Here is a 14127-nt window from a genome sequence, read left to right as displayed (position 1 = left end):
AACTCAGGCAATGCGTTCTTGCTGGCGCAGCATGGCCCACAGTATCACCATCGGGAAGACCAGCATGATGATGCCGATATTCAGGGTGAGCGAGCTCGTCGTCAGGCCAAAAATCATGTAGCAGGTGCACAGCATCACGCCGGCCAGCGCAAATGGTTGCGCGCTTGCGGGGCCGTGACGCAATGCCCTCGTGAACAGAGTCAGCGGTAGCAGGAATAGCAGCAGCAGGGCCAGCAGGCCGAAGATGCCACGCTTGACCAGGGAGTCGATGTAGTCGTTATGCGCGTTGGTGTAATGCAACACAATTTCGCTCATTTTTCCTTCCGCCGACAGTTTTTTCTTTGCCTCCAAGTAGCCGTTGCGTCCCATGCCGAACCAAAGATGGTCATTGGATAAAGTTAATGCTGTACGCCACATTTCCAGCCGTTGGCCGACTGACGTGCTGACGTTGTCGCTGTCTTCAAATTTTTTCAAATCTTCCACGGCATCCGTCGCGCGTTCAAGCACGGGGGAATTGGGCACTATGTAGGATAGTACCGCCACGGCCAGCAGCGCCGCCAGCAGGCCAGTCATATAGTGCTTGCCGCGTGTTCTCGCGTAGTGGACGACAAATATGCATCCGCAGACGGGCAGCGCCAGCCAGCCACCGCGGCTACCGCTGATGATGGAGCCGAAAATTCCGATTAAGCCGCCTGCCAGCAATAGCACGCTCCAGGCGATTCGATGGCGCTGTTTGATGGCCCACTCGATCCCACATAACGTCAACATGCCAAACAGCATGCTGACATTGCCATAGTGAATAGCGTTACTGGTGGCGGCTTGTGGCCGGAAGGGGCTGCTAGGAATATATTGCGTAGCCGCCAAGGCTGCCCCCGCGATGGCGCCAATTGCCAGGCCGCTCCACCATGCCGCCGCCCGCGGCGGATAAGCAATCAGCAGCAGCAGCACGGGCAAGGCCAGCAGCACCCGCAAGGGCATGTCGAGTTCTCGCGCCGGATCGGCGTGGTACAGCATATTGGCGGTGAAAATAAGGAAGTAGGCCAGCATCACGCCCATCAGCAGATAGTCCCGGCGCTGCAGATGCAGGCGGGGGCGCTTCCATAGCAGCCAGCTGCTGGCCAGCAGCAGGACCAGCGCGCCAAAGGAATATCCGCTGTTGACAGCCAACGCCAATGCCGAAAAGAGAAAAACACAAACAGAGGTCAGGCCGAGCATGAATATCCTTGTTAACGCACATCGTCGCCATTATGGCAACTGTAGCAACATAAAGTAGGCGTCATTGTAATCGAAGGTGGCAGCAAAAACGTCCCTGGGAGATTTACTCTTCGATAACTGTATAGGCGATCTCAAGGGGGAAATGAAAAAAACCATGGTTTTTAGACATGGTTTTTTTGTAAGCAATGGTAACTTGCTGTTATTTTGCTAAGGCCGCAAGGTCGGTCATGCGTCTCAGGCGGTGGCTGGCACGCGGGTGGCCACGCCGGTGGCGATGGCCGCTTGCGACACGGCAGGCGCGACCCAGCTGCGCAGGCGTTCGTCGAACGGCGATGGAATCAGTTGCAGCGGCGTCAGCGCGCTGCTCTCGTGACCCGGCAACGGTTCCTTGGCCAGCGCGGCGATGGCGCGCACACAGGCCAGCTTCATCTCTTCGTTGATGGTGGTGGCGCCCACGTCGAGTGCGCCACGGAAGATGTACGGGAAGCACAGCACGTTGTTGATCTGGTTCGGGTAATCCGAGCGGCCCGTGGCGACGATGGCGTCGTCGCGCACGGCATGCACTTTTTCCGGAGCGATTTCCGGGTGCGGATTGGCCAGGGCGAAGATCAAAGGCTTGGCGGCCATCGATTCGACCATCTGCGCGCTCACCACGCCGCCCTTCGAGACGCCGATGAAAATGTCGGCGCCAACCATGGCGTCGGCCAGGTCGCGGTCGCTGGTGTCGTTCGCGTAGCGCGCCTTGTTCTCTTCCATGTTGGCATCACGGCCCGGGTAGATCACGCCCTGGCTGTCGCACACTTTCAGCAGCGATTTATTCAGGCCCAGCGAGACGAGCAAGTCCAGGCAGGCGATCGAGGCCGCGCCGGCGCCCGAGACGGCCACTTTCACGTTGCCGATATCCTTGCCCACCAGTTCCAGGCCGTTCAGGATGCCGGCCGCGACGATGATGGCCGTGCCATGCTGGTCGTCGTGGAAGACGGGAATGTTCATGCGCTTGCGCAATTGCTGTTCGATGTAGAAGCAGTCCGGCGCCTTGATGTCTTCCAGGTTGATGCCGCCGAAGGTCGGCTCCATGCGCACCACGGTGTCGATGAACAGGTCGGGATCGTTCTCGGCCAGTTCGATGTCGAACACGTCGACGTCGGCAAATTGCTTGAACAGGCAAGCCTTGCCTTCCATCACCGGCTTGCTGGCCAGCGGACCGATATCGCCCAGGCCCAGCACGGCCGTGCCATTGGTGATCACGGCCACCAGGTTGCTGCGCGACGTGTAGGTGCCGGCCGTGCGCGGATCTTCCACGATCGCTTCGCAGGCGAAGGCCACGCCCGGCGAGTACGCCAGGGTCAGCGCGCGGGCGTCGCCCAGCGGTTTGGTTGGCGTGACGGAAATCTTGCCTGCGCGAGGTTCGGCGTGATAGGCGAGGGCGGCTTCTTTCAGGTTGAAGGTTTCGCCGTTCTGTTCGGCGTGCTTGCTGTGCGAAGTAGACATAGGAATTCTGGGAAGGGCATACAGGGCCCGAGTGGTCAATCCGAGCCATGGTATGCAAGCGTTTGCACGCTGTCAAGGCTGGATTGTACTTAAGAGTGTCAAAACCGCTTTGGGAAACGGCTTTATCTCAATGCAAGCGTTTGCTCGGTTTTTGACGGAATGGGGAATTTTTACGATAAAATCACGGTATTGCGATCCGGGAAGCCCATGACAAACAAGAACCCCACCTTAAGCGACGTCGCGCGGGCCAGTGGCGTGCACTTTTCCACCGTGTCGCGCGTGATGAACCCGGCAACGCGGCAAATGGTCAGCGCCGAGGTGGCCGCGCGCGTGCTGGCCGAAGCGGGCCGGCTCGGTTACCGGCCGAACCGCGCCGCCTCCACCCTCGTCACGCGCAAGTCGCGCATCATCGGCGTGGTCTTGCCCGACATTACCAACGCGGTTTTTCCGCCTATCCTGCTGGGCATCGAGGAAGGCTTGCGCAAGCATGGCTACCTGGCCATCGTCGCCAATGTCGGTGCCGACGAGGAAGAGCAGCTGTTCGTCATCAACCGCCTGCTGGGGCAGCAGGTCGATGGCCTGATTTTGGCTACCGCACGGCGCGACGATCCCGTCATCAAGATGTGCATCGACCAGAATGTGCCGGTGGTGACCGTCAACCGCAGCGACGAGACGGGCGTCGCTTCCTGCGTCGTCAGCGACGACGTGGTCGGCATGCGCCTGGCCGTGGAACATTTGCTGGCGCTGGGTCACCGGCATATCGCGCATATTGCCGGCCCGGAAAACCTGTCCACGGGCCACGTGCGCCGCCTCGGTTTCCTGGCCGCCATCCAGGCCAGCGAACTCGATCCCTCGCAAGCCTTCGTGTTTGAAAGCAGCGGCTATTCGCGCGAATGTGGCAAGGCGGCCCTGCTGGAGCTGCTGCGCCAGTCGCCGCGGACGACGGCCGTGGTGACGGGCAGCGACCTCGTGGCCCTCGGTTGCTACGACGCCATCCGCGAACTGGGCTTGAGCTGCCCCGAAGATATTTCTGTGGTGGGCCACAACGACATGCCCTACATGGACATGATCCGTCCACCCCTGACTACCATCCGCATCCGCCACCACGGCATCGGCACGGAAGCTGCCCGGCTGATCCTGCAAACCATCGATTCGCCCGATTCCGCCGTACTCGACGTGCGCCTGAAACCCGAGCTGGTGGTGCGCGAATCGACGGCCGCTCCCCGAGGCTGAGGCCGCGCCTGGGGCCGCGCCGCTGCAAGGTGGTACACTGGCGCCCCTCAACGTATTTTGCCCCTCTATCGCCATGACCAAAACCAACACGCCTTCCCCGAAACGCCGCGAAGAGGGCGTCGCCAAGCTGACCGTCAATCCCTTCCTCGATGCCGAGTTTTACGCGCGCATGCGCGATTACACGGAGCGCGATGCGGCCATCATCAAGGAATTGAAGGCGATCGCCGAGATCCGCGCCGGCAACAAGCAGCCCGATCCCCGCCTGGCGCCGTCGCTGGAAGCCCTGCGCAGCACCGTCAAGAAAGGCTTGAGCTTTGGCGAAATGCTGGAGCGCATGGCCGCCGGCAAGGAAAAAGGCTTGTGGGAGCCGTGGATGACGACCTTCGGCATTGAAATTCGCGCCGTCAACTACGGCGCCGGCCCACGCAACGCCTGCCTGGTGCTGGACCTGGCCGCGAATTCCCCCGCGCACGCCATGTTCGCCAAGGCGGGCATCCAGAACTGGCGCAGCCTGGCCGCCGACGACTGCTCCGTCGTGCGCTCGGAAAAGGCGACGGAAACCACGCCCTTGAAAGTGTATGCCGTGTTTTATCTGGATCCGTTGCCAGCCTGATCCGCCAGCAGCACCAGCGCCAGCACGATCAGCACCACGCCCGACAGCCGTTCCAGCGACGGCAGCGCGCGCGCAAAGCGCTGCCGCAGGGCGGCGCTGCCGATGGCCAGCGCCACCGCCATATCCCACGCCAGCACGGCAAAGACCATCCACGCGCCATATGCGACCATCGCAGCGGGACTCGTCTGCCTGGCGGCAAGTACGGTGGCCAGGCTGACATAGAACAGCGCATTCTTCGGGTTCAGGATGGCGGAGACAAACCCCATCGCGACACCGCCGCGCCAGCGCGCTTTGCCGGTGGCGGGCTTTGCCTCCAGGCTGCTCTTGCCCGCATGGCGCAGGAATAGCCAGCCCAGGTACAGCAGATAGGCGCATCCCGCCAGCCGCACCAGCATGAATGCCGTGCTGCCCGCCCTCAGTACCGATAGTCCCGCAAACGCCGCTACGATAAACACCGCATTGGCCACGGTAATGCCCACGCACGTGCCGGCGGCGCCGCGCCAGCCGTGGGCCAGCGAGGTGCGCGCGATCAGGAAAAAATCGGGACCTGGCGACAACAGGGAAAGAAAGTGGGCGGCGGCGATGAAGAGAAAATCCTGCATGGAGTTTGGCTCCGGCAATGGCGATGCGCGAGTATGCCGGGGCTGGCGACAGCCTGTATTGAAGAAAATTGCAGGCGTTCTAGCTGCCCTGGCCGCGATAGCGCCCCGGCGTGATGCCCGCATGCGCCTTGAACACGCGCTGCAGGTGGCTCTGGTCGGCAAAACCCAGCTCATGCGCCAGTTGCGCCAACGCCGTCCCGCCCTGCAAGCGGCTGCGCGCGCGGTTGACGTGCATATTCAGCTGGTAGGCATGCGGCGTCAGGCCTGTGGCGGCGCGAAAGGCGCGGATCAATTGATACGGGCTCAGGCCTGCCGCCTCCGCCAGTTGCCGCAGGCTGGCCGAGGGCAGCGCCTGCAGCGTTGCGAGCACGGGCGCCAGCTGCTGCGGCAGCGGCTTGCGTTCCGACGGCAGCCGATCCGCACAGGCGCTGGTGCAGGTGACCAGAAACGCCAGCAGCGCCGCATTTTTCTCCGCCGCGCTGGCCCTTGAAAACAGCAGCGCATTCAGGGCGCAAAACTGCGCGTACAGCAGCGGGCAGTGCAACACCGCCGCCGTATCGCCATCGAGCGCCGGCGCGTGTGCTTGCAGCCATTGCGCATCGAGATGCAGCATCTGGTAGCTCCACAGGGTGTCAGGCAGGGGATTGCAGGCGTGTACGCAGCCGGCCGGCACCAGCACCAGGCTGCCATTGCCGAGTGCGACCTTGCCGTCTTTGCTGCCCGTAAAGATGCTGCCGCCAGAGTCGACGGCGCCGATGGAAAACGTGGGATGGCTGTGGGGCTTGTAGCAAGCCCGGCTGTGGCAGGCGCGCCGGCTCTCCACGTGAGGGAGAGACGGGTCGCGCCAGAAGGCGGTGGTACCGGGCATGACTACATCAAAATCACGTCGTACTGCTCCTGGTGGTAGGCATTCTCCACCTGCAGCGAAATCTTCTTGCCGATGAAATCGCCCAGCATGGCCAGGTGCTGTGATTCTTCTTCGAGGAATAAATCCACGACTTCCTGCGAGGCGAGGATGCGGAATTCGCGCGGGTTGAACTGCTTTGCTTCGCGCAGCAGTTCGCGCAGGATTTCATAGCAGATGGTGCGCGAGGTTTTCACTTGCCCCTTGCCGGCGCAGGCGGGGCATGGCTCGCACAGGATATGGGCCAGCGATTCGCGCGTGCGCTTGCGCGTCATTTCCACCAGGCCCAGCGGCGAGAAATTGCTCACCGAGACCTTGGTGCGGTCGCGCGACAGGGTGCGTTTCAGTTCGGCCAGCACGGCGTTGCGGTGCTCGGCGTTGTCCATGTCGATGAAGTCGAGGATGATGATGCCGCCCAGGTTGCGCAGGCGCAGCTGGCGCGCGATGGCGTGCGCCGCTTCCAGGTTGGTCTTGAAGATGGTATCGGCGAAATTGCGCCCGCCGACGAAGCCGCCCGTGTTGACGTCGATGGTGGTCATCGCTTCCGTCTGGTCGACGATCAGGTAGCCGCCCGATTTCAGGTCGACCCGGCGGCCCAGGGCGCGCAAGATCTCTTCTTCCACGCCGTACAGGTCGAACAATGGACGCTCACCCGTGTAGTGCTGCAGGCGCGTCAGTTCGCTGGGCGTGTAGATTTCCGCGAATTCGCGCAATTTCACGTAGTTTTCGCGTGAGTCGACCTGGATGGTGGCCGTTTCATCGCCGACGAAATCGCGCAGCACGCGTTGCGCCAGGCTCAAGTCCTGGTGCAGCAGGCTGGTGGCGGGGCGCGTGCGCGCACCGTGCGTGATCGTGCTCCAGGTTTTTCTCAGGTAGTCGACGTCCGCCTTCAAGTCCGCGTCGGACGCGTCTTCAGCCATGGTGCGCACGATGTAGCCGCCCTTTTCATCGGTGGGCAGCAGGCTTTGCAGGCGCACGCGCAGCTGCTCGCGCTCCGCTTCCTTCTCGATTTTCTGCGAAATGCCGATATGTTTATCCTGCGGCAGGTACACCAGCATGCGCCCGGCGATGGAAATCTGCGTCGACAGGCGCGCGCCCTTGGTGCCGATCGGGTCCTTGATCACCTGTACCGTCAGCACCTGGCCGTCAAACAGGATTTTTTCGATGGGCGCCGGCGTGGCGTTCTGGCCGTCGTGGCCACGCGCTTCCCAGATGTCGGCCACGTGCAGGAAGGCGGCCCGTTCCAGGCCGATGTCGATGAAGGCCGACTGCATGCCCGGCAATACGCGCACCACTTTGCCGGAATACACATTGCCGGCCAGGCCGCGCGTGAGCGTGCGCTCGATGTGCAATTCCTGCACGGCGCCCTGCAGGATGAGGGCGACGCGCGTTTCTTGCGGCGTGATATTGATCAGGATGTCTTCGTTCATGGAGGCGCGGGAGTGGAGGCAACGAATGACATCATACCCGATCAGGGCAGGGGCAAACCTGCCAGTCGCAGCAACTGTGCAGTTTCGTACAGGGGCAGGCCCATGATGCCGGAATGGCTGCCTTCGATGTGCTCGACGAACAGCGCGGCGCTGCCCTGGATGCCGTAGCCGCCGGCCTTGTCGTACGGTTCCGGCGTGGCGCAATACGCGGCGATCGAGGCGGGCGACAGCACGCCGAAGCGCACTTGCGAGATCTGTGTGTGCTGCTCGGCGAAATCCTTGTAGTGCACGGCGATCGAGGTGAGCACCTCGTGCGTGCGGCCCGACAGCTGCTGCAGCATGGCCACGGCCTCGGCCCGGTCGGTCGGCTTGCCGAGGATGACCCCATCGATGGTGACGGTGGTGTCGGCCGCCAGCACGGGGCGCGGGGTCAGGTGGCGGCGGCGCACCAGGTCCCAGGCGAAGGCGGCTTTTTCATTCGCCACGCGGGCCACATAGTCGAGCGCCGACTCGCCGGGGAGGACTTCCTCGGTGACGTCGGCGCCGCGCGGGCCGTCGCTGCGCAGCAGCAGCAATTCGAAATCGACGCCGATCTGGCGCAGCAATTCGCGCCGGCGCGGGCTTTTGGAGGCGAGATAGATCTTGTTATCGGCCGGTTTCATGGGAAATTCAGACGCGGTGGTAGGGGTGGTTTTGCGTGATCGACCAGGCGCGGTACAGCTGCTCGGCGAGGATCACGCGCACCATGCCGTGCGGCAGGGTCATGCTGGAAATGCGCAGCATGCCTTCGGCACGTGCCTTGAGTTGCGGATCGAGGCCGTCGGCGCCACCGATCAGGAAGGCCGTGTCGCGGCCATCCTGCTGCCACGCCATCAACTGCTGCGACAGGCCGACGCTGGTCAGGTCCTTGCCGCGTTCGTCGAGGGCGATGATGCGCACGCCCTTGGGCAGGACGGCTTCGATGCGTTCGCGTTCCAGCGCCATCGCCGTGGCGGCGGTCTTGCTGCCGGAACGCTCCACCGGCTTGATTTCTTTCAGCACGATGCGCAATTCCGGCGGCATGCGCTTCGCGTATTCCGCGAAGCCCGTCTCTATCCAGGCCGGCATTTTATGGCCGACCGCAGCGATGATGAGCTGCATCGAGGCTTACGCTTCGACTTTTTTGATACGCTTGATCACGGTTTTTGCCGGTGCAGCATCGGCTGCCGGCTTGGCCGCGCGTGGGGCGCGCACTTTTTTCTCCGGCAGCGCTTTCAGCGCTTTCACTGCGGCCGCTTCGGTCTTGGTTGGCGCGACTTTCACGGTCTTGCCGACGGCTTTGGAAGCAGTGGCTTTTTTCGCCGGGGCTTTCTTGGCGGCGGTGGTTGCCGCAGCTTTCTTGGCAGGCGCCTTTTTCTCGATCACGGGCGTCGCTTCCACATTGGCTTTGCTTGCTGCCAGGTGGCCGCTGACCTTTTTCGGTTCGTCGCCGGCCGCTTTTTTCGGCGCGCGCTTGGCGGCACCCAGCTTGACCGGGGTATCGCCCCAGATTTCTTCCAGGCGGTAGTAGGCGCGGATAGGCGCTTGCATGATGTGGACGATCATGTCGCCCAGATCGACCAGCACCCATTCACCGGTGTCCTCGCCTTCCATGCCGATGATGTCGCCGCCGGCGTCCTTGACCTTGTTGCGCACCGAGGCGGCCAGCGCCTTGGTTTGACGGTTCGAGGTGCCGGAAACGATCGCGATGCGGTCGAACAGGCTGGTCAGGTGACTCGTTTCGAAGACGGCGATGTCTTGGCCTTTGACGTCTTCAAGGGCGTCAACGACGAGGGTTTGCAGTTTTTTGATGTCCATTTAGCTTTTGTATAAATTATGTTGTTCAATATAGTCTAGCACTAGCGGGGAAACAAGCGGGTTTGCCCGATTCCCCCGTTGTAATGCCGCACGTATTTCGGTGGCGGAGATATCCACCGCGAAGTCCTGTGCCAGATAAGTCAGACCGTGCGGCGTGTTGCGGATGCTTTCCAGTGACCCCAGGCGGCGCGAAAATTCTTCGGCGACCACTTGTGGCACTGCGGTGTCATTCAGCGCGAAGCCGGGGCGGGCCGCGACGCAGATATGCGCGTATTCAAATAATTGCTGCCATTCGCGCCATGTCGCGAGCCGCTGCAGCTGGTCGGCGCCCATCAGGAAAACGATGGAAGCGCGCGGACCCAGCTCGGCGCGTACCTGGCGCAAGGTATCGATGGTGTAGCTGGCCTGGCCATGTTCGCTGCGCGCGATTTCCTGGCGGTCGATCACGACCGGCAGGGGCAGGCCGGCAAACGCCAGGCCGGCCATCTCGGCACGCTGCTGGCCGGTGGCGCCCAGCTTGCTTTTTTGCCAGGGCGCGCCTGCCGGAATCACGCGCAGTTCATCGGCGTGCAGCAGGCTGGAAAAATGCGTGCCCAGCGCGACATGCCCCATATGCACCGGATCGTAGCTGCCACCGAGCAGCGCCACGCATGCCCTGCTACCTGGGTTCACGCCTGCAGCCAGTCGCGATGCACGAGGAAGTCAGTATACAACGCCGCTTCGGGACTGCCCGCTTCCGGGTGCCAGTCGTAGCGCCACTTGACCACGGGCGGCATCGACATCAGGATCGCCTCGGTGCGCCCGCCCGACTGCAGGCCGAACAGGGTGCCGCGGTCGAACACCAGGTTGAACTCGACATAGCGTCCGCGCCGGTAGCACTGGAAGTCGCGTTCGCGTTCGCCGTAGGGCGTGTCCTTGCGGCGCGCCAGGATAGGCACATAGGCGTCGATGAAGGCGTCTCCGGCGCTGCGCATCATCGCAAAGCTGTCGTCAAAGCCCAGGGCATTGAAATCGTCGAAGAAAATACCACCCGCGCCGCGCGCTTCGCGCCGGTGCTTCAGGTAGAAATAATCGTCGCACCACTGCTTGAACTTCGGATGTAGTTCCTCGCCAAACGGCGCCAGCGCATCATGGCATACCTGGTGAAAGTGCTTCACGTCGCCCGCGTCGCCATAATACGGCGTCAGATCCATGCCGCCGCCGAACCACCATACGGGTTCGCCATCGGCATTCACGGTGGTGAAGAAACGCACATTCATGTGCACCGTGGGCGCATACGGATTACGTGGATGCAGCACCAGCGACACGCCCATCGCTTCCCACGCCTTGCCACCGAGTTCAGGGCGCGCGGCCGCTGCCGATGGCGGCAATGCGGCGCCGGTGACGTGCGAAAAATTCACGCCGCCACGCTCGAACACATTGCCTTCCTCGATCAGCCGCGAAATGCCGCCGCCGCCCTCGGGGCGCTGCCAGGCATCGGTCAGGAAGGGCTTGCCGTCCTGCGCTTCGAGCGCCTGCACGATACGGCTTTGCAAATCGAGCAAATAGGCCTTGACGGCCGAAGGAGAGGGAGTTGACGACATCGCGTGGGCCGACGAGGCCGAAATAAAAAAGTAAGGACGGATTGTACCCTGTTACGCGTTTTTGTGATAGGGCGGCGCTTGCGCTGTGCGTTTGTGTTGTGGATCAGCGTGCCGGTGGCGTGGCGTCGTCCTGCACCACCGTGATGGACAGGTCCGCGCCGGCGCCGGGCAGGCGCGCGCTTTCCACGGCGTGCGCGGCGCGCCGCTGCAAGTCGGGCCGCTCGACGCCCTGCCCGGCGACGGGGGCTGCGGCGGGGGAGGGTGCCTGCCCGGAGACGATGGCGCGGCCGGCAAAGGCCAGTACCAGCACCAGCAGCGCGGCCATCACCCACGTTTCCGGGCGCGCATAGGCGGGGCGTTCCCGGCGGGCCTGGCGCGCGGCGCCATCGACGATGATGCGGCCCAGCTCCGAGCCGTGCTGGCGCGTGCGCAATAGCTCGAATTGCTGCGCCGTCAAGGTGCCTTGCCGGAGCATTTCGCGCAGTGCGTCAATCGGCGAGGCGAGCAGGCGCTTCTCCGGCAAGCTGGCGTGGGCGGCATCGCGCTGCCACTGGTTGATCAGGTCTTCGTCGTACAGGGTGTCGATGGCTTGGCCGTTGACCAGCTTTAGCGCGTCGGCGGCCAGTTGCTGGCGCTCGAGCAGGGCTTCGCCGCCATGCCGGCGCGGCAGATCCTGTACGCGTCGCAGGAAGTCGTCCTGTGGCAGCAGGTCAGTGCGCAGCAGCCATGCCAGGGCCTCGGCGGGACCGGCGCCGGCGGCCAGTCGTGGCATGTCGACGTCGTCTTCCTCGTCCAGGGCGAGGATTTCCAGTTCGGCGATGGCGTCGTCGAATTCATTGTCCGTGATCAGGAGGAGTTGGCGTACCTGAGCGAGGGCGGGATGGACGTGGCTGGTCATGGGTTGCAACTTTGTCTGAAAGGCAAAATCTTAGCGCAAGGTCCGCTTTCCTGGCGCGCCAATCAAAACAGGGCCGGGGCGGATGCATTCCGCGCCGGCCCTGCCGTTTGCCGTCTGGGGCGGGCTTAGTGCTTCAGGCCGCGCCAACCGATGTCGCGGCGGTACTGCGCGCCGTCGAAATGGATTTTTTCCACGGTTTCATACGCCTGTTTCTGCGCCATCTTGATGCTGTCGCCCAGGCCCACCACGCACAGCACGCGGCCGCCGTTGGTCACCAGGCGCTCGCCCTCGATGCGGGTGCCGGCATGGAAGGTGACGGAATCATGCGTTTCGGCCGGGATGTCGCCGATGGAGGTACCCTTGACGGGATCGTCCGGATAGCCGGCGGCGGCCATCACGACGCCAACGGCCGTGCGGCGGTCCCATTCCAGTTCCACGGCGTCGAGCGTGCCGTTGACGGCGTGTTCCATGACGGTCACCAGGTCGGTCTTCAGGCGCGCCATGATGGGCTGCGTTTCCGGGTCGCCCATGCGGCAGTTGAATTCCAAGGTCTTTGGCGTGCCCTTGTCGTCGATCATCAGGCCCGCATACAGGAAGCCCGTGAACGTGATGCCGTCCTTGGCCATGCCCTGGATGGTTGGCACGATGATTTCGCGCATGACGCGCGCATGCATGGCCGGGGTGACGATAGGTGCCGGCGAATACGCGCCCATGCCGCCCGTGTTCGGGCCCTGGTCGTGGTCTTTCAGGCGTTTGTGGTCCTGGCTGGTGGCCAGCGGCAGGATGTTCTTGCCATCGCACATGACGATGAAGCTCGCTTCTTCGCCGGCGAGGAATTCCTCGATGACGATGCGTGCGCCGGCGTCGCCGAACTGGTTATCGGACAGCATCATGTCGACCGCCTGGTGCGCTTCTTCCAGGGTCATGGCAACGACGACGCCCTTGCCGGCGGCCAGGCCGTCGGCCTTGATGACGATCGGCGCGCCCATGGCGTCGACATAGGCGTGCGCGGGGGCGACGTCGGAGAAGGTCTGGTAAGCGGCCGTCGGGATGCCGTGGCGCTGCATGAAGGCCTTGGCGAAGTCCTTCGACGATTCCAGCTGCGCCGCTTCTTTCGTGGGGCCGAAGATTTTCAGGCCGCGCGAGCGGAACAGGTTGACGATACCGGCTGCCAGCGGCACTTCCGGACCGACGACCGTCAGGCCGATGTGTTCCTGTTGAACGAAATCGGCCAGCAATTGCGGGTCGCTGATGTCGAGATTGACCAAGCGCGCATCGCGCGCGGTGCCGCCGTTGCCCGGCGCGACATACACCATCTGTATGCGTTCGGACTGGGCCAGTTTCCAGGCCAGGGCGTGTTCGCGGCCGCCAGAGCCGACTACCAGAATTTTCATAGGAACCGTTCGTTCAGTGTGGGTTGCAGGGCGGTGCTGCCGCCCTTGAGGTGTATAGCTTATTTTTTGCTTAGTTTTCGATCAGGGCGTTCGTAAATACTTCCTGCACGTCGTCCAGCAGCTCCAGGGCATCGATCAGCTTTTGCATCTTGATGGCGTCGTCGCCCGTGTAGACGGTTTCCGTCGCCGGTTTCATGATGACTTCGGCCACTTCGGCCTTGAAGCCGGCCGCTTCCAGCGCTTCCTTGACGGCGGCGAAATCATGCACGGGAGTGACCACTTCGAAGCCGCCCTCTTCATCGGCGATGACGTCGTCGGCGCCTGCTTCCAGGGCCGCTTCCATCAGCTTGTCTTCATCGGTGCCCGGCGCGAACAGCAGCTGGCCGCAATGCTGGAACATGAAGGCGACGGAGCCTTCGTTGCCCATGTTGCCGCCGTTCTTGTTGAAGGCGTTGCGCACTTCAGCCACCGTGCGTACCTTGTTGTCGGTCATGCATTCGACGATGACGGCTGCGCCGCCCACGCCGTAGCCTTCGTAGCGCACTTCTTCGTAGTTGGCGCCATCGACGCCGCCGCTGCCGCGGTTGATCGCGCGCTGGACGTTGTCTTTTGGCATGTTCGCATCGGCCGCCTTGTCGACTGCCAGGCGCAGGCGCGGATTGGTGATGGCGTCGGCGCCGCCCATGCGGGCCGCGACCGTGATTTCCTTGATCAGGCGCGTCCAGATTTTGCCGCGCTTGGCATCGGTGGCAGCCTTTTTATGCTTGATATTGGCCCATTTGCTATGTCCTGCCATGTCGAATCTTCCTTAGACGGGTGTTCAATTGTGGCCGACATTTTAGCATATCGGCCCCCTGCGAAGCGGCGCGGCCCCGTCATCAGGATGACACAATCTGTTGCTAAAGTGACGCGCTTTCACCATATCGAG

The 14127-nt window shown here is 62.9% G+C and carries 14 protein-coding genes and 1 pseudogene; 2 read left to right on the top strand and 13 right to left on the bottom strand.

From position 1 onward, the window contains the following. Positions 1-3 precede the first annotated feature (3 nt). Positions 4-1215, bottom strand: coding sequence for an O-antigen ligase (locus tag O3299_RS15965; RefSeq protein WP_305062692.1), 1212 nt, complete (start codon positions 1213-1215; stop codon positions 4-6). 252 nt (positions 1216-1467) lie between these two features. Further along, positions 1468-2706: pseudogene (locus O3299_RS15960) on the bottom strand (malic enzyme-like NAD(P)-binding protein); the annotation flags it as partial. Between the two features lie 207 nt (positions 2707-2913). On the opposite strand from O3299_RS15960, the gene O3299_RS15955 reads away from it, so the two are divergent. Together O3299_RS15955 and O3299_RS15950 are read left to right on the top strand one after the other, a co-directional pair. Next, entirely contained in the window at positions 2914-3939 is a 1026-nt protein-coding gene (locus O3299_RS15955; RefSeq protein ID WP_099666682.1) for a LacI family DNA-binding transcriptional regulator, read from the top strand. 73 nt (positions 3940-4012) lie between these two features. Next, positions 4013-4552: a hypothetical protein gene (locus tag O3299_RS15950; RefSeq protein ID WP_305062691.1), complete on the top strand. Its 540-nt coding sequence runs from the start codon at positions 4013-4015 to the stop codon at positions 4550-4552. Here O3299_RS15950 and O3299_RS15945 read toward each other — a convergent pair. From O3299_RS15945 to O3299_RS15895, 11 genes are all read right to left on the bottom strand, one after another. After that, positions 4528-5154, bottom strand: coding sequence for a LysE family translocator (locus O3299_RS15945; RefSeq protein ID WP_305062690.1), 627 nt, complete (start codon positions 5152-5154; stop codon positions 4528-4530). The two genes, O3299_RS15950 and O3299_RS15945, sit on opposite strands and share 25 nt — an antisense overlap. A gap of 79 nt (positions 5155-5233) precedes the next feature. Continuing rightward, a complete protein-coding gene (locus O3299_RS15940) occupies positions 5234-6022 on the bottom strand; it encodes an AraC family transcriptional regulator (protein WP_305062689.1) in 789 nt (262 codons plus the stop codon). 2 nt (positions 6023-6024) lie between these two features. Next, positions 6025-7488, bottom strand: a complete 1464-nt coding sequence (gene rng, locus O3299_RS15935) for a ribonuclease G (protein WP_099666686.1) — start codon at positions 7486-7488, stop codon at positions 6025-6027. 41 nt (positions 7489-7529) lie between these two features. After that, on the bottom strand, positions 7530-8150 hold the full coding sequence (locus O3299_RS15930; protein ID WP_305053048.1) for a nucleoside triphosphate pyrophosphatase: 621 nt from the start codon (positions 8148-8150) through the stop codon (positions 7530-7532). Positions 8151-8157: 7 nt separating this feature from the next. Further along, entirely contained in the window at positions 8158-8628 is a 471-nt protein-coding gene (gene rlmH, locus O3299_RS15925; protein ID WP_305053047.1) for a 23S rRNA (pseudouridine(1915)-N(3))-methyltransferase RlmH, read from the bottom strand. A 6-nt stretch (positions 8629-8634) separates the two neighbouring features. Continuing rightward, a complete protein-coding gene (gene rsfS / locus O3299_RS15920; RefSeq protein WP_289903725.1) occupies positions 8635-9324 on the bottom strand; it encodes a ribosome silencing factor in 690 nt (229 codons plus the stop codon). Next, on the bottom strand, positions 9325-9972 hold the full coding sequence (gene nadD / locus O3299_RS15915; protein ID WP_257218867.1) for a nicotinate (nicotinamide) nucleotide adenylyltransferase: 648 nt from the start codon (positions 9970-9972) through the stop codon (positions 9325-9327). It abuts the gene before it with no gap. Positions 9973-9992: 20 nt separating this feature from the next. Continuing rightward, a complete protein-coding gene (gene hemF / locus O3299_RS15910; protein ID WP_251350553.1) occupies positions 9993-10907 on the bottom strand; it encodes an oxygen-dependent coproporphyrinogen oxidase in 915 nt (304 codons plus the stop codon). A 103-nt stretch (positions 10908-11010) separates the two neighbouring features. After that, positions 11011-11805, bottom strand: a complete 795-nt coding sequence (locus tag O3299_RS15905; RefSeq protein WP_305053045.1) for a hypothetical protein — start codon at positions 11803-11805, stop codon at positions 11011-11013. Positions 11806-11930: 125 nt separating this feature from the next. Continuing rightward, complete coding sequence (gene purD / locus O3299_RS15900) at positions 11931-13199, bottom strand: phosphoribosylamine--glycine ligase (protein WP_099666692.1); 1269 nt, start codon at positions 13197-13199, stop codon at positions 11931-11933. Between the two features lie 70 nt (positions 13200-13269). Further along, positions 13270-13995 (bottom strand): YebC/PmpR family DNA-binding transcriptional regulator, encoded by a 726-nt coding sequence (locus tag O3299_RS15895; protein ID WP_077408206.1) that lies wholly within the window; start codon positions 13993-13995, stop codon positions 13270-13272. Positions 13996-14127 lie beyond the last annotated feature (132 nt).

Origin of the sequence: Janthinobacterium sp. SUN176, from assembly GCF_030587335.1 — a bacterium.
In the GTDB taxonomy this organism is placed as follows: domain Bacteria; phylum Pseudomonadota; class Gammaproteobacteria; order Burkholderiales; family Burkholderiaceae_D; genus Janthinobacterium; species Janthinobacterium kumbetense.
The sequence above is the reverse complement of the archived record's forward strand: the minus strand, read 5'-3'. Positions and strand labels throughout refer to the sequence as shown.